General features: G+C 69.7%; 25 protein-coding genes and 1 tRNA gene. 14 read left to right on the top strand and 12 right to left on the bottom strand.

The features are described 5' to 3' along the window. Window positions 1-146: 146 nt before the first annotated feature. Window positions 147-761 carry a TetR/AcrR family transcriptional regulator gene (locus ACWEKR_RS06540; RefSeq protein WP_195086111.1) on the bottom strand — a complete coding sequence of 205 codons (615 nt, stop codon included), beginning with the start codon at window positions 759-761 and terminating at the stop codon, window positions 147-149. A gap of 541 nt (window positions 762-1302) precedes the next feature. On the opposite strand from ACWEKR_RS06540, the gene ACWEKR_RS06535 reads away from it, so the two are divergent. The 6 genes from ACWEKR_RS06535 to ACWEKR_RS06510 all read left to right on the top strand — a co-directional run bounded on the left by ACWEKR_RS06535 (window position 1303) and on the right by ACWEKR_RS06510 (window position 5913). Next, window positions 1303-1373, top strand: a tRNA-Gln gene (locus ACWEKR_RS06535). 90 nt (window positions 1374-1463) lie between these two features. Further along, the gene (gene glmU / locus ACWEKR_RS06530) at window positions 1464-2954 is read left to right on the top strand and encodes a bifunctional UDP-N-acetylglucosamine diphosphorylase/glucosamine-1-phosphate N-acetyltransferase GlmU (protein ID WP_452353625.1); all 1491 of its coding nucleotides are present in this window, start codon (window positions 1464-1466) and stop codon (window positions 2952-2954) included. After that, a complete protein-coding gene (locus ACWEKR_RS06525; protein WP_195086032.1) occupies window positions 2951-3931 on the top strand; it encodes a ribose-phosphate diphosphokinase in 981 nt (326 codons plus the stop codon). Before glmU ends, ACWEKR_RS06525 begins: the two co-directional genes overlap by 4 nt. A 94-nt stretch (window positions 3932-4025) precedes the next feature. Then, the gene (locus ACWEKR_RS06520) at window positions 4026-4286 is read left to right on the top strand and encodes a hypothetical protein (protein ID WP_452353624.1); all 261 of its coding nucleotides are present in this window, start codon (window positions 4026-4028) and stop codon (window positions 4284-4286) included. 95 nt (window positions 4287-4381) lie between these two features. Next, window positions 4382-5218 (top strand): hypothetical protein, encoded by an 837-nt coding sequence (locus ACWEKR_RS06515; RefSeq protein WP_452353623.1) that lies wholly within the window; start codon window positions 4382-4384, stop codon window positions 5216-5218. Window positions 5219-5268: 50 nt separating this feature from the next. Next, window positions 5269-5913: a DUF2461 domain-containing protein gene (locus ACWEKR_RS06510; RefSeq protein WP_452353622.1), complete on the top strand. Its 645-nt coding sequence runs from the start codon at window positions 5269-5271 to the stop codon at window positions 5911-5913. Between the two features lie 21 nt (window positions 5914-5934). Here the strand turns inward: ACWEKR_RS06510 and egtD are convergent, their stop codons facing one another. The 4 genes from egtD to egtA form a co-directional block, all read right to left on the bottom strand. Next, window positions 5935-6906: an L-histidine N(alpha)-methyltransferase gene (egtD, locus tag ACWEKR_RS06505; RefSeq protein ID WP_452353621.1), complete on the bottom strand. Its 972-nt coding sequence runs from the start codon at window positions 6904-6906 to the stop codon at window positions 5935-5937. A 16-nt stretch (window positions 6907-6922) separates the two neighbouring features. After that, complete coding sequence (gene egtC / locus ACWEKR_RS06500) at window positions 6923-7732, bottom strand: ergothioneine biosynthesis protein EgtC (RefSeq protein ID WP_452353620.1); 810 nt, start codon at window positions 7730-7732, stop codon at window positions 6923-6925. A 60-nt stretch (window positions 7733-7792) separates the two neighbouring features. After that, window positions 7793-9139: an ergothioneine biosynthesis protein EgtB gene (gene egtB, locus ACWEKR_RS06495; RefSeq protein WP_452353619.1), complete on the bottom strand. Its 1347-nt coding sequence runs from the start codon at window positions 9137-9139 to the stop codon at window positions 7793-7795. 118 nt (window positions 9140-9257) lie between these two features. Beyond that, entirely contained in the window at window positions 9258-10598 is a 1341-nt protein-coding gene (gene egtA / locus ACWEKR_RS06490; RefSeq protein ID WP_452353618.1) for an ergothioneine biosynthesis glutamate--cysteine ligase EgtA, read from the bottom strand. 176 nt (window positions 10599-10774) lie between these two features. On the opposite strand from egtA, the gene ACWEKR_RS06485 reads away from it, so the two are divergent. Then, window positions 10775-11965, top strand: a complete 1191-nt coding sequence (locus ACWEKR_RS06485; RefSeq protein ID WP_452353617.1) for an aminotransferase class V-fold PLP-dependent enzyme — start codon at window positions 10775-10777, stop codon at window positions 11963-11965. Between the two features lie 26 nt (window positions 11966-11991). On the opposite strand, the gene ACWEKR_RS06480 is transcribed toward ACWEKR_RS06485, so the two are convergent. After that, the gene (locus ACWEKR_RS06480) at window positions 11992-12552 is read right to left on the bottom strand and encodes a TetR/AcrR family transcriptional regulator (RefSeq protein ID WP_452353616.1); all 561 of its coding nucleotides are present in this window, start codon (window positions 12550-12552) and stop codon (window positions 11992-11994) included. Window positions 12553-12660: 108 nt separating this feature from the next. Here ACWEKR_RS06480 and ACWEKR_RS06475 point away from each other — a divergent pair, with 108 nt between their 5' ends. Together ACWEKR_RS06475 and ACWEKR_RS06470 are read left to right on the top strand one after the other, a co-directional pair. Then, window positions 12661-13332, top strand: coding sequence for a lysophospholipid acyltransferase family protein (locus ACWEKR_RS06475; protein WP_452353615.1), 672 nt, complete (start codon window positions 12661-12663; stop codon window positions 13330-13332). Between the two features lie 98 nt (window positions 13333-13430). Further along, complete coding sequence (locus ACWEKR_RS06470; protein WP_452353614.1) at window positions 13431-15083, top strand: fatty acyl-AMP ligase; 1653 nt, start codon at window positions 13431-13433, stop codon at window positions 15081-15083. A 33-nt stretch (window positions 15084-15116) separates the two neighbouring features. Here the strand turns inward: ACWEKR_RS06470 and pth are convergent, their stop codons facing one another. After that, the gene (gene pth / locus ACWEKR_RS06465; RefSeq protein ID WP_324198187.1) at window positions 15117-15668 is read right to left on the bottom strand and encodes an aminoacyl-tRNA hydrolase; all 552 of its coding nucleotides are present in this window, start codon (window positions 15666-15668) and stop codon (window positions 15117-15119) included. Window positions 15669-15696: 28 nt separating this feature from the next. Beyond that, entirely contained in the window at window positions 15697-16299 is a 603-nt protein-coding gene (locus ACWEKR_RS06460; RefSeq protein ID WP_195086043.1) for a 50S ribosomal protein L25/general stress protein Ctc, read from the bottom strand. 303 nt (window positions 16300-16602) lie between these two features. On the opposite strand from ACWEKR_RS06460, the gene ACWEKR_RS06455 reads away from it, so the two are divergent. Continuing rightward, window positions 16603-18246: a peptide chain release factor 3 gene (locus ACWEKR_RS06455; protein ID WP_452353613.1), complete on the top strand. Its 1644-nt coding sequence runs from the start codon at window positions 16603-16605 to the stop codon at window positions 18244-18246. A 1-nt stretch (window position 18247) separates the two neighbouring features. Here the strand turns inward: ACWEKR_RS06455 and ACWEKR_RS06450 are convergent, their stop codons facing one another. Next, entirely contained in the window at window positions 18248-18775 is a 528-nt protein-coding gene (locus ACWEKR_RS06450; protein WP_195086113.1) for a nuclear transport factor 2 family protein, read from the bottom strand. Between the two features lie 455 nt (window positions 18776-19230). Continuing rightward, window positions 19231-20112, bottom strand: a complete 882-nt coding sequence (locus tag ACWEKR_RS06445; RefSeq protein WP_324198188.1) for an Abi-alpha family protein — start codon at window positions 20110-20112, stop codon at window positions 19231-19233. A gap of 192 nt (window positions 20113-20304) precedes the next feature. On the opposite strand from ACWEKR_RS06445, the gene ACWEKR_RS06440 reads away from it, so the two are divergent. Both ACWEKR_RS06440 and ACWEKR_RS06435 read left to right on the top strand, forming a co-directional pair. Continuing rightward, window positions 20305-21627, top strand: a complete 1323-nt coding sequence (locus ACWEKR_RS06440; protein ID WP_195086045.1) for a hypothetical protein — start codon at window positions 20305-20307, stop codon at window positions 21625-21627. Continuing rightward, a complete protein-coding gene (locus ACWEKR_RS06435) occupies window positions 21618-22511 on the top strand; it encodes an Abi-alpha family protein (RefSeq protein ID WP_452353612.1) in 894 nt (297 codons plus the stop codon). Before ACWEKR_RS06440 ends, ACWEKR_RS06435 begins: the two co-directional genes overlap by 10 nt. Here ACWEKR_RS06435 and ACWEKR_RS06430 read toward each other — a convergent pair. Beyond that, the gene (locus tag ACWEKR_RS06430) at window positions 22508-23101 is read right to left on the bottom strand and encodes a TetR/AcrR family transcriptional regulator (RefSeq protein ID WP_452353611.1); all 594 of its coding nucleotides are present in this window, start codon (window positions 23099-23101) and stop codon (window positions 22508-22510) included. The two genes, ACWEKR_RS06435 and ACWEKR_RS06430, sit on opposite strands and share 4 nt — an antisense overlap. A gap of 78 nt (window positions 23102-23179) precedes the next feature. On the opposite strand from ACWEKR_RS06430, the gene ACWEKR_RS06425 reads away from it, so the two are divergent. Both ACWEKR_RS06425 and ACWEKR_RS06420 read left to right on the top strand, forming a co-directional pair. Next, window positions 23180-23932 (top strand): SDR family oxidoreductase, encoded by a 753-nt coding sequence (locus ACWEKR_RS06425; protein ID WP_452353610.1) that lies wholly within the window; start codon window positions 23180-23182, stop codon window positions 23930-23932. 88 nt (window positions 23933-24020) lie between these two features. Continuing rightward, on the top strand, window positions 24021-24956 hold the full coding sequence (locus ACWEKR_RS06420; RefSeq protein WP_195086049.1) for a 4-(cytidine 5'-diphospho)-2-C-methyl-D-erythritol kinase: 936 nt from the start codon (window positions 24021-24023) through the stop codon (window positions 24954-24956). A gap of 609 nt (window positions 24957-25565) precedes the next feature. Here the strand turns inward: ACWEKR_RS06420 and ACWEKR_RS06415 are convergent. Beyond that, window positions 25566-26414: an LLM class flavin-dependent oxidoreductase gene (locus tag ACWEKR_RS06415; RefSeq protein WP_452353609.1), complete on the bottom strand. Its 849-nt coding sequence runs from the start codon at window positions 26412-26414 to the stop codon at window positions 25566-25568. Window positions 26415-26635 lie beyond the last annotated feature (221 nt).

Below are 26635 nucleotides of genomic sequence, written 5' to 3'. Positions count from 1 at the left end.
AAGTAGACCGACATCCCGAAGTTGACCGACTTACCGCCCGAACAGCACCCAAAGGATGGGTGAACCGTACCACCAGGCGCGCGCCCAGCAGCCAATTCGAGCATTCGGCAAGACCAGTCGCGCAATTTGCTGGTTAACAATCCGGGTCACTCACCGGCGCCCGCGCGCCACTCCGAACTCAACCGCGGATCGGCCTCCAGATGACTGAGCCCGTTCCAGCACAGGTTCACCAAGTGGGCCGCCACAACCTCTTTCGACGGCTTGCGCTCGTCAAGCCACCAGGTGGCGGCGGTGGCGACCTGACCGACGAGCGCTTGCGCGTAGAGGGTGCTCAGGCTGGTGTCGAACCCGCGGCGCGCGAAATCTCCGGCCAGAATGTGCGCCACCTGATTGGTCGCCTCGTTGAGCAAACTGGAGTACCGGCCCTCGGCGGCGGCGGCGGGCTGATCGCGCACCAGAATTCGAAACCCGTCGGTTCGTTCTTCGATGTAGGTCAGCAGCGCCAGCGCGACCTGTTCGAGGCGGATCCGCGACCGGTTGCGGGTGAGCGAGGAGGTGATCATGTCCAGCAGCATCGACATCTCCCGGTCGACGACCACCGCGTACAGCCCCTCCTTGCCGCCGAAGTGTTCGTACACCACGGGTTTGGAGACCTGGGCGCGTTGCGCGATCTCCTCGATGGACGTCGCGTCGTAGCCGCGTTCGGCGAACAGCGCGCGCCCGATCTCGATCAGTTGCTGACGCCGCTGGGTGCCGGTCATTCGTGGCCGGGACACTCGATGCGACTCACCCGAAGACACCCCTGCTCCTCCGCCCTCTCCGCGTTGTGGCCGGTCGTGCGTGCCCCGACGGTTCCCTCCGAGCCGACGATCGCATGCCGTCGGCGCGTCGCGGGCGAGCCCGGCGAGTTGCCCGCGTGCGTGCCGAGTCGGCCGTCGCGCCGAAGCTCCGGCGCGCGGCACCGACATTCGGATACCACTGTCCCAGACCGGCCGGCGGTCCGCCCGACCGCCCCGGCGTTCCCGCACCGGAGGAATCATCACGGTCCTGGACCCGGCTCGAACACACGGTCGCATCGCCGTCGACGCGCCGGCCGACCTCCCGCCTACCTCGGAGCGGCACGCCCCACCGGCACGGCGCGGCCCGCGCACACGGACGCGCATCACACCGCTCCTGCGCTGGTCCGGCACGAATACCAGAAGCGACCGACAGAACAATTCGCGGGGAGGCGGGCGAGTATGCGAGGATTCATCCCGTGCCGTGGCACAGCGGCGGGGGTTTCGCCAACCGCCGGTGTGGCAATCCGCCGTGGTGTAATGGCAGCACATCTGATTTTGGTTCAGAGAGTTCAGGTTCGAGTCCTGGCGGCGGAGCTCGAGAGCACGTTGACTTATCGTTGGCCCGCACATCGCTGACCAAGCACGACGACGCCCCGCACGAGGACAGGCAGCCGAGGGAGATCCATGCCACAGCAGACCGCCGTCGTCGTTCTCGCAGCCGGTGCCGGGACACGAATGCGGTCGAAGACCCCCAAGGTACTGCATTCGCTGGCCGGTCGGAGCATGCTCGCGCACGCGCTGCATGCGGCGAACGAGATCGACCCCGCATACCTCATCACTGTGGTGGGGCACGATCGTGAGCAGGTCGGCGCGGCGGTGGCCGCGGTCGCCGACGACCTCGGCCGGGAGATCACCCCGGCGATCCAGGAACAGCAACTCGGCACCGGGCACGCGGTCCAGTGCGCGCTGGCCGCCCTGCCGGTCGGATTCACCGGCGACGTGCTGGTCACCTCCGCCGACGTTCCGCTGCTGGACGGGCACACCCTGTCCGCGCTGCTCGATGAGCACCGCAGCTACGCCGAACGCCCCGCGGTCACCGTGCTGACCTTCGTCCCGGAGGATCCCAACGGCTACGGCCGCATCGTGCGCGACGCGGAGGGCCAGCTGGCCGAGATCGTCGAGCACGCCGACGCCACGCCGGAACAGGCCGCGATCACCGAGGTGAACTCCGGTGTCTACGCGTTCGACGCCGCGATCCTGCGCACCATGATCAGCCGCCTGTCCACCGCCAACGCCCAGCACGAGCTCTACCTGACCGATGTGCTGCGCCTGGCCCGCGAAGCCGGTCACCCGGTGCACGGGGCGCGGCTGGTCGACGCGGCCAAGGTCACCGGCGTCAACGACCGGGTGCAGCTGGCCTCGGCGGCGCAAACGCTCAACCGCTACATCCTGGAACGCCACATGCGGGCCGGCGTCACGATCTTGGATCCCGCGTCCACCTGGGTGGACGCCGGCGTGCGCATCGGAAGGGACGCGCTGCTGCGCCCCGGTGTGCAGTTGCTCGGCAACACGGTTGTCGGCGAGGACGCCGAGGTCGGCCCGGACAGCACGCTCACCGACGTGGTCGTCGGCGACGGTGCGAAGGTGATCCGCACGCACGGCGAGGGCGCCACCATCGGCCCGAAGGCCACCATCGGCCCGTTCGCCTACCTGCGTCCCGGCACCATCGTCGGTGACGCGGGCAAGCTCGGCGCGTTCGTCGAGACCAAGAACGCCTCGATCGGCGCGTATTCGAAGGTTCCGCACCTCACCTACGTCGGCGACGCCACCATCGGCGAGCACAGCAACATCGGTGCGTCCAGCGTGTTCGTCAACTACGACGGTGTGACCAAACACCACACCGTCGTCGGGTCGCACGTGCGCACCGGCAGCGACACCATGTTCGTCGCGCCGGTGACGGTGGGTGACGGGGCGTATACGGCGGCGGGTACTGTACTGCGCAGAAACGTTCCGCCCGGAGCTCTCGCGGTGTCCGGTGGACCGCAGAAGAACATCGAGGGCTGGGTGCAGCGACACCGTCCAGGGACGGACGCGGCGCGCGCGGCGGCGGAAGCCATCGCGGCCAAGGAGATGTCGGGTCAGGCAATAGAGCAAAAGGATGGCAATCAGCAGTGACCGCGTCATGGATCGACAACCAGAAGAACCTGATGCTCTTCTCGGGACGCGCCCATCCTGAGCTGGCCGAACAGGTCGCCAAGGAACTCGACGTCCACGTCACCCCGCAGGTCGCGCGGGACTTCGCCAACGGCGAGATCTTCGTCCGCTTCGAGGAGTCGGTCCGCGGTTCCGACGCGTTCGTCCTGCAAAGTTTCCCCGCGCCGCTGAACCAGTGGCTGATGGAGCAGCTCATCATGATCGACGCGCTCAAGCGCGGCTCGGCCAAGCGGATCACCGCGGTGCTGCCCTTCTACCCGTACGCCCGCCAGGACAAGAAGCACCGCGGCCGCGAGCCGATCTCGGCTCGCCTGGTCGCCGACCTGCTGAAGACCGCGGGCGCCAACCGGATCATCACCGTCGACCTGCACACCGACCAGATCCAGGGCTTCTTCGACGGCCCGGTGGACCACATGCACGCGCAGGTTCAGCTGGCGGAGTACGTACGCACCAACTACAGCCTCGAGCACATCACCGTCGTCTCCCCCGACTCCGGCCGCGTGCGCGTCGCCGAGAAGTGGGCCGACTCGCTGGGCGGCTCGCCGCTGGCCTTCATCCACAAGACCCGCGATCCGCTGGTGCCCAACCAGGTGAAGTCCAACCGCGTGGTCGGCGAGGTCGAGGGCCGCACCTGCATCCTGATCGACGACATGATCGACACCGGCGGCACCATCGCGGGCGCGGTCAAGGTGCTGAAGGACGCAGGCGCGGGTGACGTGGTCATCGCCGCGACCCACGGCGTGCTGAGCTCCCCCGCGGCCGAGCGCCTCGCGAACTGCGGAGCCAAGGAGGTCGTGGTGACCAACACCTTGCCGCTGACCGAGGAGAAGAAGTTCCCGCAGCTCACGGTGCTGTCGATCGCGCCGCTGCTGGCGCGCACCATCCGCGAGGTCTTCGAAAACGGCTCGGTGACCGGCCTTTTCAACGGCAACGCTTAGCCGCCACACTGCTGGAACGGCGGTTCGGACTCCGGTCCGGGCCGCCGTTTTCGCGTTCGCGTTAGTCGCGGCGATCGGTGGGGATACTGGGGGTATGGACCGTGACCCGTTGGAGACCGAGATGGGGGACGACGACCAGGAGGACGAGATCCGCGAGTATCAGCGCAACATCGAGGATCCGCCCGAGGACCTGCGCATCCGCTACCACGAGGACGAGGACGACGGCCGGCTCGGCATCGGCGACGAGCTGGATCAGGAGTGGACTGCGAACGACCGCCGCTTCGAGGACGAGGAGGACGACAACCGGTCCGCCGAAGTGGCCGCCATCGAGATCGTCGACGACGAGGAGCTCTGAGGCCCCGACGCGCCATGTGGTAGCAATCGGCTATCACGAGACGTCCGTCGTGGTAGGCATGGTGGCGTGACCCGGGACGATGCGAGGAGGGTGCGATGAGCACGCCGAAGGAGCCGGACCGCGACGAGCAGCCACCGGCGGAGGCGCCGTCGAAGCAGACCGGGGAGACCTCCGGTGACGAGCCCGCCCCACCGCTGACCGGCGCCGCTCCGGCCCAGACACCCGGCGGACCACCCACCGAGCACGATCCCGCCGCCGCGCGGCCGCCGGAGGGCGAGCCGGGGCCCGCGGACCACTGGTGGCAGTCGAGCGGCACGCCGCCCGCGGAACCGCTGGGCGGCCAATGGGGCGCCGAGCCCAGCGGCCAGCCCGCCGAACCCCGCCCTTGGGGCGCCAACGGCGGAGGCGACCAGCAGTCCTGGGGCGCCGAACCCGCCGCGCCGGGGATACCGTTGTCGGGTTCCGCGCCCCAGCCTCCCACCGACGAATCGACGCAGCGGTTCACACCCGACGAGCACGCGCAATACGGGGCGGGCGGGCTGCCGCAGGGGCAAGCCGACGACGCCCAGCAGCCGTATCCGCCGAGTGGGCAACCGCAGTCCCCGGCGGGCGGGAGGTACGACTATCCGGCGTCCGGACAGCAGCAGCCACAGTACGGCTACCCGTCCTATCCGCAGCAAGGGTACGAGCCGTACGCCACCCCGCCGCGGCAGCCGGGCAGTCAGGTGTACTCGATCATCGGGTTCGTCTGCGCAGTCACCGCCGTACTGTTCTGCCCCATGCTCTTCGGCCCGGCCGGGATCATCCTCGGCATAATCGGACACAACAAGGGCGAGTCGCTCGGCAAATGGGCAGCGATCGCAGCGGCCACCGGGATGGTGATCGGCTTCATCGTGGGATTCGCCGTGTTCGGCGGAGACTTCACCACGTAGATTTTCGGTATGCGTCTTTTCGGTGGCACCAGCGGGGCGGGTGCGCGAGCATGACCGGATTCGCGGGCTTCCCGCTGGCCGGGCTGGACTTCTACGAAGACCTGGAGGCCGACAACTCCAAGGCGTTCTGGACCGCGCACAAGAAGATCTACGACGAGTCGGTGCTCGCACCGATGAAGTCGCTCGTGGCCGAGTTGGAGCCCGACTTCGGGGCGGCCAAGATCTTCCGGCCCTACCGGGACGTGCGGTTCGCCAAGGACAAGTCGCCGTACAAGACCGCGCAGGGCGCGGTGGTGCGCGCCGGGGCGGGTGTCGGCTGGTATGTGCAGATCAACGCCGCGGGCCTGTACGTCGGCGGTGGCTTCTATCAGGGCTCGCCCGACCAGCTCGCACAGCTGCGCGCCACCATCGACGACGAGGTGCGCGGCCCCGAACTCGCGGCGATCCTCGCCGAACTCGCCGACGCGGGTTTCACCATCGGCGGCGAGAAGCTGAAGACCAAACCCAAGGGCTACGACGCCGACCACCCGCGCATCGATCTGCTGCGACACAAATCCATCACCTGCGGCCGCGAATTCGGCGCGCCCGCCTGGCTCGACACGCCCCGGACGGCGAAGGAAGTCCGCGCCGCGTGGGAGACGATGCGGCCGCTGGTCGAGTGGCTCGCGGCGGTGGTCGGCGGCGCACCGTCGTAGTGACCACCGACCGCCGCGTGGTCAGCGTCGTCCGGCGAGAACCAGCGCGAAGCGGTCGTCCGGATCGGTCCACACGTGTCCGGTGGCGAAGCCCGCGGCCGCGAGTTCGGCGTCCAGGCCCGCGACCCGGAACTTCGCGGAGATCTCGGTGCGCATCTGTTCGCCGCGGCCGAAGCGCACGGTGAGGCCGAGGTCGCCGACCGTGACGGTCATGTCCTCGCCGGCCTCCAGCCGCATCTCGATCCACTCCCGCTCCGCGTCCCAGACCGCGACGTGCCGGAACTTGTCCGGCGCGAACTCGGCGCGCAGGCGGGCGTTCAGCACGTGCAGAACGTTGCGGTTGAACTCGGCGGTGACGCCCGCCGCGTCGTCGTAGGCGGGGACGAGGACCGCCGGGTCGGTGACCAGTCCCGCGCCGAGCAGCAGTTGCTCACCGGGCTCGAGTACGTCGTGGATCCGGGTGAGGAATTCGGCGCGTTCCTGGGGAACGAGGTTGCCGATGGTGCCGCCGAGGAAAGCGATCATCCGGCGGCCGCCGCGCGGGAGGTTGTCCAGGGTGTCGGTAAAATCGCTGACCACGCCGTGTACGGCGAGACCAGGGAACTCGGCCGCGACCTCGTCGGCCGCCGCTCGCAGCGCTGAGGACGAAACATCCTGCGGCACATATTTCTTCAGGGGTCCGCGCGCGCCCAGGGCGGTGAGCAGCAGGCGGGTCTTGGCTGCCGACCCCGCGCCCAGTTCGACCAGCACCTCGGTCTGGGCGGCGTCGGCGATCTCCCCGACCACCTGCTCGAGCAGCGCGCGCTCCGTGCGCGTCGGGTAGTACTCGGGCAGCTCGGTGATCCGCTCGAAGAGCTCGCTGCCCCTGGCGTCGTAGAACCATTTGGGCGGCAACCACTTCGGGTCCGCGGTGAGGCCTAGGCGGGCGTCCGAGCGGAGCGCCGCGTCGAGGTCGTCGTCGGTGAGGTGGATGTCCAGCGTGGCAGCGGTCATGGCACGGCCTTTCGGGTCACAGGAGGGCGTCGACGGACAGCGCGCCGGGCCTGGCGCTCACCAGGCTGCGGTCCGGGATCGACCGCCAGCGGGGGTCGTCGTCGAAGGGTTCGGAGGACACGAGCGCGAAATCGTCGGTGACCAGCACCGACAACGAGTGGTGGCAGGTGGTCGCCCACAGTTGCGCGCCATCGGAGAGCAGGAGATTCAGGCGTGCTTCCGGGGCCCGGTCGAGGATCGCGGAGACGAGCAGCCGCAGCGCCGCCGGAGCCGCCGACCATTCGCCGTCCGGTGAGCTGGTCGCCAGCAGATCGCACAGCAGCACCCACAGCGTGGCCGCGTCGGTGGCCGACTCGGCCTCCAGCAGCCGCGCCGGGGTGAACAGGTCTTCGGCGCCGAGTTCGGCCGCGCTCGAGGCGAACTCGGCGGCGACGCCGGTCAGGGTGCGCCGCCAGTCGGGCACCACGCCGTTGTGACTGAACGCCCAGCGGTCGCGGGTGAACGGCGCGCACGCGGACCGCTCGACGGGCATGCCGACCGTCGCCGACCGCACCGCCCCGAGCACCGCGACCGACTCGAGCTGCGGGAGGACTTCCTCCACGGCCGGGTCGGTCCAGATCGGCGCCGCGTTGCGGTAACGGCTGACGGTGACCATGTCGTCCACACCGACGTGCCACCAGGCGACGCCGAAACCGTCGGCGTTGATGGTGCCGCCGTGGCGCATATCGCGCGGCGCCCACGCCTGGGTGCGCAGTGAATGAGAGCCGAGGGTCAACATGTCGCCTACCCGCACCGGAGGACCGACGTAACCCAGGTGTCTACACATCCGCACCCGCCGCCGTCGCCTGACCGCGAGCACACTGCCGTCCGGACGGACGGGCGTGGCTCACTCCCCTTCTCCCGGGCGCAGATCCCGCGCCAGGCGGAACCCGGCGAAGATCTGGCGGCGGACGGGGTGGTCCCAGTTGCGGAAGGTGCCGCGGCAGGCCACCGGATCGGTGCCGAAGGAACCGCCGCGCAGCACGCGGTAGTCGCCGCCGAAGAACACCTCGGAATACTCCCGATAAGGAAACGCGCGGAATCCCGGATACGGCTCGAAACCCGAAGCGGTCCATTCCCATACGTCGCCGATCAGTTGGTGCACGCCCGCGGGTGACGCGCCGGCCGGATACGCGCCGACCTCGGCGGGTTCCAGATGGCGCTGCCCGAGGTTCGCGGTCGAAGCGTCGGGATCGGCGTCGCCCCAGGGGAAACGGCGCGAGGCGCCGGTGGCCGGATCGAACCTCGCCGCCTTCTCCCATTCCGCTTCGGTGGGCAGGCGCTTACCCGCCCAGTTGGCGTAGGCCTCGGCCTCGAACCAGCACACGTGCACGACCGGCTGGTGCGGACGCAGCGGCGTCATCACCCCGAACACCCGTCGCCACCAGCGCCCGGACGGGTCACGCTCCCAGAACTGCGGCGCGATCAAATCCGCCTCGACGCGATGCGCCCAGCCGCGTTCGGACCAGAGCTCGGGCCGCTCGTAGCCGCCGTCGTCCACGAAGGCCAGGTACTGCTCGTTGGTCACCGGCGCCGCATCGATCGCGAAACCCGGCACCCGGACCCGGTGGGCAGGACGTTCGTTGTCCAGCGCCCACGCGTCGCTGGAGGTGCCCATGGTGAACTCGCCCGCGGGGATGACGACTTCCCCGGTCACCGTCGCCGTCGCGGCCGGTACGGCCACCGCGGAGAGCACGGCCGCGCCGGTGCGCAACTGGTGAGTGGCCAGCATCGTCTCGTCGTGCTGCTGCTCGTGCTGGGCGATCATGCCGAAGGCGAACCCGTCGTCGACCAGAGGACGACCTCGTAGCTCGCTGCGCTCGAGCACATCCCAGACCTTGTCGCGCACGGTGCCGACGTAAGCGCGGGCTTGGCCGGGATCGAGCAGCGGCAGGCCGGGCCGGTTGGCGCGGGCGTGTTTGAAGGCGTCGTAGAGCTCGTCGATGTCGGAGCGCACCGGGTGGCGTCCGCCGACGTCGCGTACGAGCCAGAGTTCCTCCTGGTTGCCGATGTGCGCGAGGTCCCAGACCAGCGGACTCATCAGTCGCGAATGCTGGGCCACCAGTTCTGCCTCGTCGACGCAGTCGGTGAGGGTGTGGGTGCGCTGCCGGGCGCGCGTGAGCACCTCGGCGATCCGGTCGCGGAGCTGCTCGGCGCCGGAGTGGTCGGTGAAGGCGGGATGGGAAGTGGTCACGGGAAACGTCTCCGAGATCAGGGCTGAGCGGCGTCGGCGCGGCGGCGACTGGCGGCGATTCGGCGCACGCCGGTCCGGTCGACCTGGGCGCCGTCGGGAAAGTGCGGCTGGTTGCTGGTCACGGGGCGGCCTCCGGAGGCTCCGGGTCGAGGCCGTGCTCGATGTCGTCCTCGGTCGGGGTGCGGCCGTGGCGACATCGTTCGGCGGCGGATTCCACGGCACGCGCCGCGTCATCGGTCGCGGTGTGCTCGGCGGCCAGGCGTAGCAGGGCGACCGCGCCGGCTCGGATGTCCGGATCGGCCAATCCGTAGCGGGCGGCATCGACCCAGCGGGCGGCCAGGGGCGCGGCGATCGAAGTCGCCTCCGCGACCACCGACGGGCTGGACACGAGTGCGGCGATCACGTGCACCGGGACGGTCCACCCGTCACCCGGCTGGGCGTCGATGTAGCGCACCTCCAGGTGGCCCGAGGCGCGCACCGGCGGGAACAGCGTGGTCAGGTGATAGTCGAGGTCGCCGATCCGGGGGCGGCGGCCGACCTCGTCGTCCAGCGCGCCGGACAGCCAATCGGCGAAGGTCGCGCCGGGCGGCGCGGACCATCCCGCGCCGTCGCCGTCTTCGGCGGACCCGTCCGGTCGGCGTACGCACAGCAGCGGCACGTCCAGCGCCCATCTGCCGTACGCGGCGATCGGGTCCGCCCAGTCCAGCACCGGCGGGCGGGTGCGCGCGTTGTCCAGCCGCAGCCAGGCCCGCATCCGCTGGGACGCCCACCCGCCGGGCGGCGCGCCGCGCAGGACGGGTGAACAGGCGAAGGCGGCCAACAGCGGCGGGCCGACGGCGTACAGGGCGGTCCAGCGCGCGGTGACCTCCGCGCGGTCGGCGCCCGCGTCGACGCTGACCTGGGTGGCCGCGGTATTGCACATCATCAGCTTGCCGAACGGACCGATGCCGCCGAAGGAGCGTTCCATCGCGCGATAGCGCGGGAGCCGGAGCAAGCGTTTGGGACGACGGTCCGCGTCCGCGGCGACGGAAACGGTGCGGATGGACCGGGATTCGAGAAGTTCCCGCAACAGGCGGGCATCGTCGCGCAGGTGATCACACAATTGCGCGGCAGCGCCGTAGGGAGCGCTGGAGAGTTCGATCTGACCACCGGGTTCGAGAGTGACCCGGCTGCCCCCCGGCAGTGCGAGTGCCGGCGAATCAGGGGCGATGGACCGTGGTGCGTACGGTCCGAGAGCGTCCGCCAAGGCGGACAGCTGGGGGCGCGGAGCCGCGGAAGGACCGGCCGCCGAACACTCACCCTGCACCGTGAGCCATTCGAGTTCGGCGCCGATCAGCGTGGGTGGTCCGAGTTTGAAGCACACCCCGCCGATGTATGCCTCCGCCGCCGCGCGGGAGGACAGTTCTCCCTGCTCGGTGGCACAACCGGCCGACTCAGGACTCTCGAGCGTGACCGCCATGCCAACCTCCAGTGGGCTCCGGGACGTAGTCCGCTGCTCTTCGGTTATCGCCATTCTGCGCGATGGTATTCCACTCCCCCGCCGGAATTCGCGTGCGGCGATCCATCCAGCGTAGCCACGCGGACCGACAAGAAATCGACACGCAGCCGAACAATCCACCCGATAAGGTCGGCTCCATGCTGGACGACGACCGCGTACGAACCGACACTCCCGGATGCGTGGACGGGCCCGGCCCCGGCCCCGTCTTCCTCGACAGCGCAGGGTCATCGCTGCCGCCGCGGGTCGTCACCGAGACCGTGATCGGGCATCTGCGGCGGGAGGCGGAGGTCGGTGGCTATCGCGCCGCGAACGAGCGGCTCGACGACCTCGCCGACGTCAAGACCGCGATCGGCGCGCTGATCAACGCCGAACCCGAGAGCATCGCGCTCAGCGACAGCGCCACGCGTTCCTGGGCGGACTTCTTCTATTCGGTCCCGCTCGCCGCGGGCGACCGCATCCTCGTCTGCGAGGCGGACTACGCCAGCAATGCCATCGCCGCCCTGCAGCGGGCCCGCGCCACCGGTGCCACGGTGGAGAAGATTCCCAGCGACGGCAGCGGGCAGATCGACCTCGACGCACTGGCGGCGCTGGTGGACGAACGGGTCAAGCTGGTCTCGGTGCTGCACGCGCCGACCAACGGCGGGCTGGTGAACCCGGCCGCCGAGGCGACCAGGATCGCGCACTCGGTCGGCGCGCTGGTGCTGCTCGACGCCTGCCAGTCCGCCGGACAGTTGCCCTTGGACGTCGCAGAACTCGGCGTCGACGCTTTGTCGGCCACCGGTCGCAAATGGCTGCGTGGCCCGCGCGGCACCGGTTTTCTCTACCTGCGGCCGGAGTTGGCACGCTCGATGGAACCCGGACGGCTCGATCTGCACAGCGCGGAGTGGACCGGACCGCAGGACTACCGGCTCGCGCCCGGCGCAAGCCGCTTCGAGTTCTGGGAGTGCGACGTCGCGGCCCGGCTCGGCCTGGGCGCGGCCGTGCGATATCTGCTGGAACTCGGGCCGGAGAACGTCTACGCCGCGATCGCGGCCCGCGCGGAGCACCTGCGCAAGGCGCTGCCGGAGATCCCCGGCGTGACCGTGCGCGACCTCGGCATCCGGCACAGCGGCATCGTGTCGTTCACCGTCGACGGCGTCGACTCCGGCACGGTGCGCGACCGGCTGCTGGCGCAGGACATCACGGTGACGGTCAGCCACGCCGGTTCGACCCTGCTGGACATGACCGGCCGCGGCCTCGCCTCCGTCGTGCGCGCCTCGCCGCACTGCTTCGTCGGTTTCGACGAACTCGATCGTTTCGTCGCAGCGGTGGCAGCCCTGCGAGCCTGAACCGCCCGGGCAACGCCTCGGAACAGTCAGGCCAGGTGCACTGTGAGCGCCCTGGCCACCAGAGCCGCCGCGTCGGCGCCCGGCCCGACCAGGCGCAGGCTGCGATTGGCCTGTGCCGTGGCGATACCGTGCAGGTTGGTCCACAGGGCGACAGCCCGGTCGCGCCGGTCGATCGCGTCCGAGGCCGCCGCCGCGCCGACCAACTCGGCGAACCGCGCGAACAGCGGCAGGCTGACCGACCGCAGATTCTCGCCGGAACCTTCCAGAAGGTCGTGCCGGAACATCAGGGTGAACATCTCCGGACGCCGCGCGGCGAATTCGAGATATTCGGCGCTCATCCGCGCGAGACGGTCGCGCGCCGAGTCGGCCTGCACCGCCGCGAACCGGTCTTCCAGGTCGGCGAACCCGCGCGCCGCGATGGCGGCGAGCAGTGCGCGGTGCGTCGGGAAGTATCGCCGCGGCGCGCCGTGGGAGACGCCCGCCGCCCGGGTGATCGTGCGCAGACCCAGATGCGCGGCCCCCACCTCTTCGAGCAGGTCGACGCCCACGTCGACCAGTCGATCCCGCAACGACTCGCTCCCGGCCATGTGGACATTGTCTACGCCTGCCCCCGGCCGCGCGGGCACACCCGGCCGTAGACAGTGTCTACAAGATCGGGTAGACAGTGTCTACACACTTGGCTCCCGGAGGTCTTCATGTGGTACGCACTGTTCAAATACGTCTTGCTCGGCCCACTGCTGCGGCTGCTCGGCAGACCCGACGTCGCGGGGCTGGAGCACATTCCGCGGACCGGGCCGGTGGTCATCGCGGCCAATCACCTCGCCATGATCGATTCGCTGTATCTCGCGCTGGTCGTGCCCCGGCGCGTCACGTTTCTCGCGAAACAGGAGTACTTCACCGGGAAAGGCGTGCGCGGACGGTTCAACCGCTGGTTCTACTCGGTATCCGGACAGGTCCCCGTCGATCGGACCGGCGGGGACGCAGCCGCCGCGGCGTTGGCCGCGGCCACCCGCATCCTGGCGGACGGCGGGGTCTGGGCCATCCATCCCGAAGGCACCCGTTCACCGGACGGGCGGATCTATCGCGGGCGCACCGGTGCAGTGCGGGTCGCCATGGCCACGGGCGCGCCGGTGATTCCGGTGACGCTCTCCGGCACCGACCGGGTGAATCCGCGCGGCAGCCGCCTGCTGCGCTTCGCCAAAGTGCGCATCGAGTTCGCCGCGCCGCGCCGCTACCCACCCGCCGAGCAACGCCAGACGGTGCGCGCCGCGACCGACGAGCTCATGCGCGAACTCGCCGCACGATCGGGCCGGTGCTACGTCGACCGCTACGCCGCGACCTTTCCTGGCGTGATTTCACGCCGCTGACCTGCGCCCCTGGAAATGGGGTTAACGCTGAGCCACTATGGCGTGATAGTTGGGGGAGGCCGGATCCCGGCAACGGTTGGTGAAGAGGAGTTGGGACTTTGAGCAGGTTCACCGACGAGATGTACGCAACCGCACAGACCTCCGAACGCGGACTGGTGACCGGCGAGCCGGGCGCCCCGCTGCGCCGCACCTGGGCCGAAATCCACCGGATCGCCCGGCGCATGGCGGGCGGGCTGGCCGAAGCGGGCATCGGACACGGCGACGCGGTGGGCGTGCTCGCGGGCATGCCCGCCGACATCGCCCCGGCCTGCCAGGCCGTCTGGATGCGCGGCGGGTCGATCACCATGCTGCACCAGCCGACTCCGCGTACCGATCTGGTGGTGTGGGCGCGGGACACCGAGACCGTGCTGACCATGATCGAAGCGCGCGCGGTCGTGCTGGGCGCGCCGTTCGAGGCGGCCGAACCGCTGCTGCGCGAACGCGGCATCACCGTGGTGCGCATCGACCAACTGCCCGACGGTCCCGACGTCGATCCGGTACCCACCGTCGAGAGCGATATCGCCTTGCAGCAGTTGACCTCCGGTTCGACCGGCTCGCCCAAGGCGGTGCGGATCACGCACGAGAACTTCTACGTCAACGCCTACGCCATGTTCAACCGGGTGAAATTCCAGCTCGACGACGACGTGATGGTCAGCTGGCTGCCCCTGTTCCACGACATGGGCATGGTCGGGTTCCTCAGCGTCCCCATGCAATTCGGCGCGGAAGTGGTGTGCGTGACGCCGCTGGACTTCCTCACCAGGCCGCTGCTGTGGGCCGAGCTGATCAGCAAGTACCGCGGGACCGTCACCGCGGCACCGAATTTCGCCTATTCCCTATTGGCCCGGCGGCTGCGGCAGGCCGACGACGGCGCGTTCGACCTCAGCAGCGTCCGCTACATGTGGAACGGCGCCGAACCGGTGGATCCGGACACCATGGACGCCTTGGCCGAGGCGGGCAAACGGTTCGGGCTCAATCCGATGGCCCTCACTCCGGTCTACGGCATGGCCGAGACCACGCTGGCCGTGTCGGTTCCCGATCCCGGGCACGGACAGGTGGTCGACGTGATCGATGCCGATCTGCTCGAGGCGATCGGCAAAGCGGTGCCCGTGCCGGTAGAGCACGGCCAGCCCGCCCACATCCGCAGGTTGCCCACACTCGGCTATCTGGTCGACCAACTGGAGGGCCGGATCGTCGACAGCGAGCGTCAACCGCTGCCCGCACGCTCCGTGGGCGTGATCGAATTGCGCGGTCCCGCGGTCACTTCCGGCTATGTGACGGTGCACGGATTCCAACCGGCCCAGGACGCCGAGGGCTGGCTGGACACCGGCGACATCGGCTACTTCACCGACGAGGGGCTGATCGTGGTGTGCGGCCGGATCAAAGACGTGATCATCATGGGCGGCCGCAATATCTACCCCACCGACATCGAACGCGCGGCGACGAGGGTGCGCGGCGTCCGGCCCGGCAACGCGGTGGCGGTGCGCCTGGACGCGGGTCATCAGCGGGAGAGTTTCGCCGTGGTGGTGGAGAGCGGCAGCCACCAGGACCCCGACGAGGTCAAACGGATCGAGCGCGAGATCGTGCACGCGGTATTCGCAGAGGTCGGCGCCCGGCCGCGCACCGTCACCGTGCTCGGCCCCGGGGCACTGCCGAAGACCTCCTCCGGCAAGCTGCGCAGGGCCGCGACCGCGATGCATCTGCCCCGCGGCTGACCGCCCGGGGCGTCGTGGCCTGGACGAAGGCGCTCAGTGCAATTGGTTCTGCGCGGTCTCCAATCCCACGCGCAGCAGCAGTTCCACCGCGTCGGCGGCCTGCTCGACGATCACCGGGACCTCTTTGCGCTCCGGCGCCGAGAACGGCTTCAGCACGTAGTCGGCCGGATCCTGGCGGCCCGGCGGGCGGCCGATGCCGATCCGGGTGCGCAGGTAGTCCTTGGTGGTCAGGGCGGAGGACACGGAGCGAAGACCGTTGTGCCCGCCCTCGCCGCCGCCGCGCTTGAGCCGGATCGCGCCGAACGGCAGGTCGAGTTCGTCGTGCACGACGATCACCTCGGTCGGCGGCACGGAGAAGAATTTCGCCAGCGCGGCCACCGGCCGCCCGGACAGGTTCATGAACGACCGCGGCTTGGCGATCAGCACCTGACGCCCGTCCAGGCGCGCCTGCAGCAGGTCGGCGCCGGATTTCTTGTGCACACCGAAACGGCCGCCGACGCGCTCCGCGAGCACGTCGGCGACCAGGAAACCGACATTGTGCCGGGTGCGCTCGTATTCGGGACCGGGGTTGCCCAGTCCCACCACCAGCGCGGGCCCGGCGGACGATTCGGTACTACTCAGCGCTCTCGCCCTCGGCCTCGGCAGCGCCCTCACCCTCGACGGGCTCGGCGGCCGGGGCGGCGATCACGTTGACGATCAGAGTCTCCGCGTCGGCGGCCAGATCGACGCCCTCGGGCAGCTGCAGCGCGCCCGCGGTGATCTGGGTGCCCGCCTCGACGCCCTCGACGGAGACCTCGATGGCCTCGGGCAGCTTCAGCGCGTCGGCCTCGACGGAGACGGTGGTGGCCTCCTGGGTGACCAGGGTGCCGGGAGCGGCGTCGCCGGTGACGGTGACGTTCACGTCGGCGGTGACCTTCTCGCCGCGCTTGATGATCAGCAGGTCGGCGTGCTCGATGTAGCGGCGGATCGGGTGCACCACGACGGACTTGGTCAGCGCGAGCTGCTTCTTGCCGTCGATGACCAGGTTCAGCACCGCGTTGGTGCCGTGCTCACGCAGGATGGCGGCGAAGGCCTGGGCGTTCACCGAGAGATGCTGCGGGTCGGCCTGGTGGCCGTACAGCACGGCCGGGACGTTGCCCGCACGCCGGGTGCGGCGGGCAGCGCCCTTGCCGAACTCGGTGCGTACGGATGCTTCGAGAAGGTTGACGTCGGACATGACTGGATCTACTCCTACGGCTCTTCCGGGCTGTCAGTTACACGTCAGGGGTTGCGCACACCTGACGGGAGGGTCTATTCGTCGGGGCGAAGACCGAACAGGGACGGCCGGAAGCCGCGCCGCGTCGATCACGGTGTCGCAAAACTGGTCTGCGGACACCCTCGCCGAGACAACCCGAACACCATACCCCAGCGCCGGGGCCGTCTTTGAATCGGGTGGTCACCGGCGGTTCGGCCGGCGCTCGCGCGTGTCGCGTACGCTGGCGTGGTTGCCGATCGGTCGTCTGCGAAAGGTTGTCTTGCGTTGAGCGCCTCCCCTGAGGGTGTTGTCGCGCCCGCATCCCGCGGGTTGCCCGCCGAGGTAGCCCGCCGGCGCACGTTCGCGGTGATCTCCCATCCCGACGCGGGCAAGTCCACGCTCACCGAGGCGCTGGCCCTGCACGCGAGGATGATCTCCGAGGCGGGCGCGATCCACGGCAAGGCCGGGCGCAAGTCCACCGTCTCGGACTGGATGGAGATGGAGAAGGCGCGCGGCATCTCGGTCAGTTCGACCGCGCTGCAGTTCAACTACCGGGCCGCGGGCTCGGACGTGGACAGCGTCATCAACCTGGTCGACACCCCCGGGCACTCCGATTTCTCCGAGGACACCTACCGGGTGCTCACCGCCGTCGACGCCGCCGTAATGCTGATCGACGCGGCCAAGGGCTTGGAGCCGCAGACACTGAAGTTGTTCCAGGTCTGCCGTCACCGGGGCATCCCGGTGATCACCGTGATCAACAAGTGGGACCGGCCGGGCCGGGCGCCCCTGGAACTGCTCGACGAGATCCACGAGCGGATCGGCCTCACTCCCACTCCGCTGTTCCTCCCGGTCGGCATCGCGGGAGACTTCCGCGGTCTGCTGCGCCGCGGCCCGGACGGCGCGGCGCTCGAATACATCCACTTCACCCGCACCGCGGGCGGCGCGACCATCGCGCCCGAGGAGTCGCTCGCCCCCGAGGCCGCCGAGGCGCGCGAAGGCGAGCCGTGGACCACGGCCGCGGAGGAGAGCGAGTTGCTCTCGGCCACGGGCCAGGACCACGATCAGGAGCTGTTCCTGGCCGGGCAGACCTCGCCGGTCATCTACGCCTCCGCGATGCTGAACTTCGGCGTGCGGCAGTTGCTGGAGACCCTGGTTGCGCTCGCGCCCGCCCCCGGGCCGCGGCCCGACATCGAGGGCAAGCCGCGCGAGACCGGCGATCCGTTCAGCGCGGTGGTGTTCAAGGTGCAGGCGGGCATGGACGCCGCCCACCGCGACCGCCTCGCGTTCATGCGGATCGTGTCGGGCGAGTTCGAACGCGGCATGGTGGTCACCCACGCGCAGACCGGGCGGCCGTTCGCCACCAAATACGCCCTCACCGTGTTCGGCCGTGAACGCGCCACCGTCGACACCGCCTACCCCGGTGACGTGGTTGGCCTGGTGAACGCGACGGCGCTGGCTCCGGGGCACACGCTGTTCGTCGACAAGAAGGTCGAGTTTCCGCCGATCCCGTCGTTCGCGCCGGAACATTTCGCCGTGCTGCGGGCCCGCTCCGCGGGCAAGTACAAGCAGTTCCGCAAGGCGGTGGATCAGCTCGACTCCGAGGGCGTCGTGCAGGTGCTGCGCAACGACATCCGCGGCGACGCCTCGCCGGTTCTGGCGGCCGTCGGCCCGATGCAGTTCGAAGTGGTGACCGCGCGCATGCTCACGGAGTTCAACGTGGAGACCACGATGGAGCACCTCGGCTATACGCTGGCCCGGCGCACCGACGCCGCGTCGGCAGAGGACCTCGGGCGGCAGCGCGGGGTGGAGGTCTTCACCCGCTCAGACGGTGCGCTGCTGGCGCTGTTCAGCGACAAGTGGCGACTGCAATACATCGAGAAGGAGCACCCGGCGCTCACCTTGGAGCCCCTGGTGGCCACCGCCGACTGAGTCAGCCGGCCTCGGCGTCCGGCCGCAGCGGCGCGGTGCCGGGGTCGCGTTGAATGGCGGCGATCCCGTCTTCGCGCGCGATCAGGCCCCAGCGGCTGGAGGTCAAGCGGAGGCTGGGCAGATCGCTGAGGGAGAGCACCACCTCGTAGGTGCGTTCGTAACCGGTGTGCGAGATCCGCCAGCGCCGGTCGTCGCAGCGGACGTAGCGGTCGGTGTAGAAGGCCGCGCCACGCAGCAGCATGTTGTGGCCGGGGATGAGGACCGTGTCGGCGAGGTACCAGGTGCCGGTGGCGGCGTCGCCGTCGACATCGATCTCCGGATGGTCACAGCGATGCTCGGTGATCACGTGCGGCCCGAGCGTATTGCGCATGAACGCGATGAACGCCTCGCGCGATTCGAACTGGAGGTATTCGCTGTAGGTCGCGGTGGCCTCGGGGATCATGGTGTCGGCAAATTCATCCCATGATTTGGTGTCGAGGGTGCGCAGGTACCGGTACTTCAGCCGGGAGATCGCCGCGACGTCGTCCAGGTCGGGCTCCTCGCCGCGGCCGCGCGGCCGCGGATCGTCGCGCACCTGCCCGAAGTCGATCGGTCCCGCGTCGAAGCGCAGTCGCTCCTCGGCGCGCGGGTCGTCCGGATCCCGCTCACCCGCGCCGGTCGCCCGCTGACTGCGGCTGCGTTCGGGGCCGACCGGGTCGATGTCACCCTCTCGCTCGTCCTGCTCCGATCCGCCCGGATCGAGGTCGACGCCGCCGCGCTCGTCCGGGGGAAAGCCCGGGTCGTCGCGCCCCTGCCCAGCGGAGCCCGTGTCCCATTCGTTACGCGCTTGCCCAGCGATGCCCACACCGGGGTCGCCGCGCCCCTGCCCGCCGTTTCGCTGATCCATACTCTCAACAATCCCATCCCGAGTGCCGGATTGGGAGAGATGTATCAGATTGCTATCACGGTGCGGCGAATCTTCCGACGAAGATCAACTCCGCGGCGTCAGCTGCCGATCGTGAAGCAGGTGCGGCAGAAGTCCTCACCGAACTCGGTCAGCCGAAGACTCTTGCGGACGATCTTCGGCGCCCGGCCCGCCTTCTTCAGCGCCGCCTCCACCACCGGCTGCACCTCGAGCACCATGTACCGGCTCAGCACCACCGGATCGTCCGAGGTCAGCGTGAGCCCGAGGCGGTTGAGGTTGATCAGGTAGGACCGCGCGCGATCCGGATAGCGCACGCCGGCCTGCTCGGGCACCGAGGTCAGATCGCCCTGCACCAGCTCCGAGCCGATCCCCAGCGGACGGTTGGTGCGCACGTCGACCGACGGCTGCGGTCCGTTGAGCGCCATGAAGCGCAGGATGCGCGCCTCGTCGGGCGCCAGCTCGTCGAGGATGCGGTCGTAGGCGGGGTGCACGTCCTCGGTGAAATAGACGTCGGCGGATCTGGCCAGCAGCGCGTCGCCGCGGCGGCGCAGCTCCTCGGTGCTCGCCGAGCGCAGGTAGGGGCCGACGGTCAGCGCCTGCTGCGACGACGTGGGCCCGTTGGACGTGGGGACGTAGCTGACGATTTCCCGGACCGAGCCCTCGGTGACGCCGAGCGCGCTGCGAGCGATGGAGCGCAACGCGTTTCCGGTCCGCTCGGCGATCTCGGCCGAGGACTCCCCGTCCAGCGCCGCCTGGGTGATCTCCCTGGTGACCTCGTAGGTCGTGCCGACCGCCCATTGGCCTCCGCGCACAACGGTGCCCGCGGCCACGCCTGCCGCCCGGAACACGCCGCGGATCAGCCGTGCCTCGTTGCTGATCTGCCGCTGTTCGACATCCGAACTGCGCTCGACGGCGCGGGAACCTGGCCGGGCCACGTCCTGTCCGGTCCTGTCGTCTGCCACGTTTTCTCCGATATCGCCGGGGGAACGAATCCGCTCCACAGATTACTTCCCCTTGTGTCGCGGGTCATTCGCACCGCCTGACTCGGACAGTGCGACCGGCACGCGGCGCGCAATAGGGTTTCTTCGCCGAGGGGGTGCTAGTTTTGGGTGCCGGTGAGGCGGCGATCACCGGTGTATCGGCAGGAGGGTGTCGTGTTAGAGAGCGTATTCGGAATCCACCCCACGATCCTCCTCGAGCTCGTGACGATACCGCTTTTCACCGGGGTGATCGGCTACATCACCAACTGGACCGGCGTGCTCATGCTGTTCAAGCCGGTCGCCTTCCACGGCGTCCGAGTTCCCGGCCTGCGCGCGCTGTACCCCTTCCTTCCCAAGCGAATTCAAGTCCTCCCGTTGCTCAGTTACGACGGCCGCTTCGGCTGGCAGGGCATCGTCCCCTCGCGTGCGGACAAGATGGCCAGCATCGCGGTCGACAAGGGCCTGGCCAAACTCGGCAGCGTGGCCGACTTCTACCGGGAACTCGAGCCGGACAAGCTGGCCGAGCACCTCGCCGGCATCGCCGACGCGCAGATCAAGGACATCGTCGAGGACATCCTGCGCCGCGAGCATCCGCAACTCTGGTACAACCTGCCCGCCCAGGTACGCGACATGGTGCACGCGCGGGTGCGCCAGCAGTTGCCGGAGATCCTGCGCGAGCTGACCGAGGAATTGGGCGCGAATATCGATCAGCTGCTGGATGTGAAGCAGATGGTGATCCGCTACTTCCAGGCCCGGCCGCATCTGCTCAACACCCTGTTCCAAGTGCTCGGCGCGAAGGAACTGCGATTCATGCAGAACTTCGGTTTCTACTTCGGCGCGCCGATGGGCGTGCTACTGGTCGTCGTCCTGCATGTGACCGGCTGGTCCAGCCTGGTCGTGCTGCCGATCGGCGGCGTGATCATCGGATGGGTAGTCAACTGGATCGGCATCAATATGATCTTCGCGCCCGCATATCCGAAGTGGTGGGTTCCGTGGCGGCAGGGCCTGCTGATCAAACGCAAGTCCGAAATCACCGACGGATACGCGGAATTGGTTTCCAGCCAGGTGATCACCGTGGCGAATATCGGTGACGAGTTGCTCAACGGCCCCCGCTCGGATCGCACCATGCAGATGCTGGAGGACACGCTGCGCCCGGCCGCCGACCGCGCGCTCGGCCCGGCGCGTCCCGCGGTCAAGTTCGTGCTCGGCAGCCGCGAATACGACTCGCTGCAATCGACGTTCACCAGCGAAGCCATGGCCATCGCGCCGATCGCGTTCGCCGACCCGGAGTTCAACGTCCGCCAGGGCAGGCAGATCAACGAGTACATCGCCAGGCAGATGGCGATGTTGTCGCCGCCGGACTTCGTCGACATGCTCCGCGCGGCCATCAAACAAGACGAATGGCTTCTTTTCGTCCATGGCGGCGTGCTGGGGCTGTTCGCCGGATACGCTCATATCCTGATCTTCGGAACGGGAGTGGCGACATCATGGCTGTAGCGGGTCCGGACGACGGCGATATCGAGGCCGTCGAGCACCTCGACGCGACGGCGGCGAACGCCGAGCCCTCGCAAGAGATCGCCCGGCGGCCGGCATCGGAACTCACCCAGCCCCACGAGTTGTCCAGACGAGTAACGGTTCCCGTGGCCACCGTGCGTGCCGCGACGGGCGTCGCGCGGGTCGCGTGGACCGCCGTCACCGGGGTGACGTCATGGGGCGTCGGCACCGCGGTCGGCGTCACCTCCACCGTGGTGCGGCGCAGCATCGAGGGAGCGCCGCCGCGAGAAGTATTGGCCGAGGCGGAATCCGAGGTCCGCGACGCGATGCGCAAAGCACTCGGTCTCCCGGCCGCCGCGCAGCCGCCCGCGCAGGAGGCCGTGCCCACGCTGCGTGAGCAGGGCGCCGCGCTGCTGCGGTTGTCGGCCAGCCCGCACGGCGAGGACGACAACCACCCGGCCTTCGCGGGCATGCTCGCCGAACTCACCCCGGACGAGGCGCGCATCCTGCGTTTCCTGCATCTGGATGGGCCGCAGCCCTCCATCGACATCCGTACCGGGCGCCCGCGCGCGCTCGGTTCCGAGCGCCTCGGTTCGATGCTCACGCTGATCGGCGAGCACGCCGGATTGCGCTTTCCGAACCGGATCCAGCAGTACTTGACCAACCTGCGCAGGCTGGGTCTGATCGAGCACGCGCGTGAGCCGGTCGGCAACCCCAACCGGTACCAACTGCTGGAGGCGCAGTCGCCGGTGCGAGAGATGCTGAAGCGCTCCGGCTTCGGCACCAAGGTGATCTACCGCAGCGTGGTGCTCACCGATTTCGGCGCGGACTTCGTGCGCACCTGCCTGCCGGTGGTGGTGCAGGACGGACGCGCCTCCGGCCACTAGTCCCCCCAGCCGCGCAGCGCGAGTTCGGCCACCCCATCGAGTTCGGCCCGGCTCGCGCCGTCGCGCGCTGCCTGGGACATGCCTTGCATCACCGTGCCGACGTAGCGGGCCAGCGTGCGCGCGTCCAAGTGATCGGGTAGCAGGCCCGCGTCGATGTCGGCCTGGATGCGCGCGGCGAACGTGTCGATGTTCCGGTTGCGCATGTCGCGGAGGAGTTCGGCTACCTCGGCGCTGGTGGTGTTGACGCCGGCACTGACCACCAGGCACCCGTGCGGGCAGTCCGGCCGGGTGTACTCCGTCGCCGCCTCGCGCAGGATGCGCCGGACCGCCGCCCGCGCGGTGTCCTCCTCGGCGAGTGCCCGCGCGACGAATCCGCCGTAGCGCGCGCCGAAGGTCGCGACGACTTCGGTGAACAACGTCTTCTTGTCACCGAACGCCGCGTACAGGCTCGGCGCGCCGATCCCCATGGCCGCGGTCAGGTCGCCGATCGAGGTGGCCTCGTACCCGCGCGTCCAGAACAGCCGCATGGCCTTCTCCAGCGCCGCGTCCCGGTCGAAGGAGCGCGGCCGTCCACGGGTCGTCGTGCTCATGCCGAGAATTCTATAGCGGCCACTAGATAATGTGCTACCTTGCTTTCTGTAGCGAGCACTAGAGAAAAGGATTCCACAATGGGCGCACTGACCGGCAAGACAGCACTGGTGACCGGAAGCAGCCGGGGTATCGGCCGGGCGATAGCCGAACGACTCGGGCGCGACGGCGCACGTGTGGCGGTCCACTACCACGCCGACGAGCAGGCGGCGAAGGCGACCGTGGCCGCGATCGAGGCGGCGGGCGGCGCGGCGTTCGCCATCCGGGCCGAACTGGGCGTGCCGGGTGACGCGCAGGCGCTGTGGACGGCGTTCGACGCGCACGCCGACGGGCTGGACATCCTGGTGAACAACGCGGGGACCGACGGCATCCGGGAACCCATCGCCGGAACCGACGAGGCGGCGTTCGACCGGGTCTTCGCGATCAACGCCAAGGCGCCCTTCTTCATCACCCGCCTCGGGCTGGACCGGCTGCGCACGGGCGGCCGGATCGTCAACATCTCCACCGGGCTCACGCACGGCGCGCACATGCCGCAACTGATCGCCTACACCATGACCAAGGCCGCGATCGACAGCTTCACCAGCGTGCTCGCCAAGGAGGTCGGCGCACGCGGCATCACCGTGAACGCGGTGGCGCCGGGCATCATCGACACCGACATGAACGCCCACTGGCTGCGCGACGCCGAGACCCAGGCGGCGGTGGCGGCGATGTCCCCGCTCCAGCGGGTGGGCCAGGCCGCCGACGTGGCCGATGTGGTCGGGTTCCTCGCCTCCGACGACGCGCGGTGGGTGACCGGCCAGTGGATCGATGCCACCGGCGGCGCGCTGCTCTGACGCACCGGAAGGCTCGGCGTTCGGCTGCCCGCCTCCGCGCGAGCTACGGACCGGCGTCGCCCGGCCGCTCCCATTAGGCTTGAGCACCGTGCTGTCAGTTGTGCCTAGTCCCGTCACCGTGCGGGCGCCGTCGAAGGTGAACCTCCATCTCGGAGTGGGCGACCTGCGTGCCGACGGCTACCACGACCTGACCACGGTGTTCCAAGCACTGTCCCTGAGCGACGATCTGGAGATCTCGCCGTCGGGTTCACTGACCGTCCGGGTCACCGGAGAGGGCGCCGCGGAAGTACCCACCGACCGGACGAACCTGGTCTGGAAGGCGGCCGTCCGGCTCGCGCACCTCGGCGGCCGCGCTCCCCTGGTGGAAATCGCCATCGCGAAAGGCATTCCGGTGGCCGGGGGCATGGCCGGCGGCAGCGCCGACGCCGCCGCCGCGCTGGTCGGCCTGAACGAATTGTGGGACCTGGGGTTGTCCAGGGAGGAACTGGGGGCGGTGGCGGCCGAACTCGGCAGCGACGTGCCGTTCGCCCTGCACGGCGGCACCGCGCTGGGCACCGGCCGCGGCGAGCGCCTGCTGCCGGTACTGTCCCGCAATACCTTTCACTGGGTGCTCGCCTTCGCCAAGGGCGGCCTGTCCACCCCCGCGGTGTTCGCCGAGCTGGACCGATTGCGCGAGCACGGCGAACCGCCCCGGCTCGGCGAGCCGCAAGAGTTGATGCAAGCGCTGGCCTCCGGCGACCCACGGCAGCTCGCGCCCCTGCTCGGCAACGATCTCCAGGCGGCCGCGGTGTCGCTGAAACCGGAACTGCGCCGCACGTTGCGCGCGGGCGTCACCGCGGGTGCGCTGGCCGGGCTGGTGTCCGGCTCCGGACCCACCTGCGCGTTCCTGTGCGAGAGCGAGGAATCGGCGATCTCGGTGGCCGCCGAACTCGCGGGCGCGGGCGTTTGCCGCAGTGTGCGGACAGCCAGCGGACCGGTGCCGGGTGCGCGCATCCTCAGTGCCGATCCGTCGAGCAGACACTGACCGCCGCACCCGCTATACCCCCAACAAGCCGCAGCCACCGCATCCGCCAGGCGCGGACGTCCGCCACGGCACGCGAGAAACCAGCGGACGTCCGCGCCGGATGCGCGCATCCTCAGCCCCGGTCTGTCTGCCGAGCACTGATCCTCGCGCCTCGCCGAAATCCCGCCACAAGCCGTAGCCACTGAGTTCGCCGCGCGCACGGCCGGGCGGACAACGCGCTGGGCGCATTACCCGACGGCGAGCCCTACCGTCACCCATCGCTGGAACTCGCAGACAGGCCGGTAGCCGATGACTCAGCGGCGGCGGGAGGGTGGTCCAGCAGTGGATCGGGCAAGCACACGGGACCCGCAGTGGCACGTGTTACGCCGCAGCGGATCGCACCGGGCACGCCGGGCACGCCGGGCACGCCGGGCACGCCGGGCACGCCGGGCACGCCGGGCACGCCGGGCACGCCGGGCACGCCGGGACGAGCATTGCGGGGGGCAGGGGCAGGTCGAGGACGGCGCGGCGAACGCGAGCAGTCCTACGATTCCCGCATCCCCGCGCCTGTCCTGCGATCAGGCGGTTCCGCCGACCTCTCGAGACCGCCCGACCCGTGGACAACTCCGCTCAGGGCAGCGCGTCGGCGAGCCGATCGACCTGGTCGGCGTCGCGCCCGTAGCAGTAGAACATCACCTCGTCCGCGCCGAGGTCGCCGAATTCGGCGATGGTGGTGCGGATCTGCGCGGGCGTGGTGAGCATTCCGGCGAGGATGCCCTCGGTGTAATCGCTGAACGCGTAGTAGGCGCCCATCGACGCGCGGGCGTCCTCGATCACGTGCTCAGGGCCGAGGGCGAGGTTGACCTGGGCGACGATCCGCGGCTCCCCCGCTCGGCCATGGTCGGTCCAGGAACGGCGCGCGGTATCGAAGAGTCTGCCCGCCCAGGAGGATGGCACAGCGGCGAGGAACCCGCCGCCCCACCGCCCGACCCGGTCGAGCGCGGCGGGCTGGAAGCCGCCGAACAGGATCTCGGGCCCTTCCGCGCGCAGCGGCGCGGGGCCGATGGGCCCGCACTCCGCATCGTACGGCTCGCCCGCCCACAGGCGGCGCATGAGCGCGAGCTGCTCGTCGAGGCGGCGGCCGCGGGTGCGCAGCTCGGTGCCCGAGGCGTGGTGGTCGTCGGCGCGGCCGCCGATGCCGAGGCCGAGCACCAGGCGTCCACCGGACATCCGGTCCAGGGTGGCGGCCTGTTTGGCGAGCAGCACCGGGTCGCGCAGCGGCGCGAGCAGCACTTCGGTCTGCACCCTGAGGCGGCTGGTCGCACCGGCGAGCGTGGCCAGCGCGATCAACGGTTCGGGGTTGTCGTAGACCAGCCGGTCGAGCAGGCCGAGGGTGCGGAACGGGCCCGCATCGGCGCGCCGAGCCCAGTCGAGCAGCGCGGCGGGATCGGAAATGGGCAGGCCGAGGCCGACGTGCATGGCAATCCTCCAGAGGTAGAGCGGGAAGGGAAGGGGTGCCGCCCGCCGACGCCTCGATTCGAGGCGGGCGTCCCACTCTGCGGCTGTATTTCTGGGGAGCGCCGATTCGGTTGCAGTGAACGAACACCGTTCGTTCATGCTCAATCTAAACGAACACCGTTCGTCACGCAAGCGCGCCGCCGTTCGCCGGGCCGACGGGCGACCGGCGCAGGTCGGTACGC

The sequence above is a fragment of the Nocardia sp. NPDC004573 genome, from assembly GCF_053602135.1.
The sequence above is the reverse complement of the archived record's forward strand: the minus strand, read 5'-3'. Positions and strand labels throughout refer to the sequence as shown.

Excerpts from the sequence above, each read along its gene's own strand:
- ACWEKR_RS06540 (WP_195086111.1), bottom strand. The coding sequence starts at position 761 with ATGACCGGCACCCAGCGGCGTCAGCAACTGATCGAGATCGGGCGCGCG.
- glmU (WP_452353625.1), top strand. The coding sequence starts at position 1,464 with ATGCCACAGCAGACCGCCGTCGTCGTTCTCGCAGCCGGTGCCGGGACA.
- ACWEKR_RS06520 (WP_452353624.1), top strand. The coding sequence starts at position 4,026 with ATGGACCGTGACCCGTTGGAGACCGAGATGGGGGACGACGACCAGGAG.
- ACWEKR_RS06515 (WP_452353623.1), top strand. The coding sequence starts at position 4,382 with ATGAGCACGCCGAAGGAGCCGGACCGCGACGAGCAGCCACCGGCGGAG.
- ACWEKR_RS06510 (WP_452353622.1), top strand. The coding sequence starts at position 5,269 with ATGACCGGATTCGCGGGCTTCCCGCTGGCCGGGCTGGACTTCTACGAA.
- egtD (WP_452353621.1), bottom strand. The coding sequence starts at position 6,906 with ATGACCGCTGCCACGCTGGACATCCACCTCACCGACGACGACCTCGAC.
- egtC (WP_452353620.1), bottom strand. The coding sequence starts at position 7,732 with ATGTGTAGACACCTGGGTTACGTCGGTCCTCCGGTGCGGGTAGGCGAC.
- egtA (WP_452353618.1), bottom strand. The coding sequence starts at position 10,598 with ATGGCGGTCACGCTCGAGAGTCCTGAGTCGGCCGGTTGTGCCACCGAG.
- ACWEKR_RS06485 (WP_452353617.1), top strand. The coding sequence starts at position 10,775 with ATGCTGGACGACGACCGCGTACGAACCGACACTCCCGGATGCGTGGAC.
- ACWEKR_RS06480 (WP_452353616.1), bottom strand. The coding sequence starts at position 12,552 with ATGGCCGGGAGCGAGTCGTTGCGGGATCGACTGGTCGACGTGGGCGTC.
- ACWEKR_RS06475 (WP_452353615.1), top strand. The coding sequence starts at position 12,661 with ATGTGGTACGCACTGTTCAAATACGTCTTGCTCGGCCCACTGCTGCGG.
- ACWEKR_RS06460 (WP_195086043.1), bottom strand. The coding sequence starts at position 16,299 with ATGTCCGACGTCAACCTTCTCGAAGCATCCGTACGCACCGAGTTCGGC.
- ACWEKR_RS06435 (WP_452353612.1), top strand. The coding sequence starts at position 21,618 with ATGGCTGTAGCGGGTCCGGACGACGGCGATATCGAGGCCGTCGAGCAC.
- ACWEKR_RS06430 (WP_452353611.1), bottom strand. The coding sequence starts at position 23,101 with ATGAGCACGACGACCCGTGGACGGCCGCGCTCCTTCGACCGGGACGCG.
- ACWEKR_RS06425 (WP_452353610.1), top strand. The coding sequence starts at position 23,180 with ATGGGCGCACTGACCGGCAAGACAGCACTGGTGACCGGAAGCAGCCGG.
- ACWEKR_RS06415 (WP_452353609.1), bottom strand. The coding sequence starts at position 26,414 with ATGCACGTCGGCCTCGGCCTGCCCATTTCCGATCCCGCCGCGCTGCTC.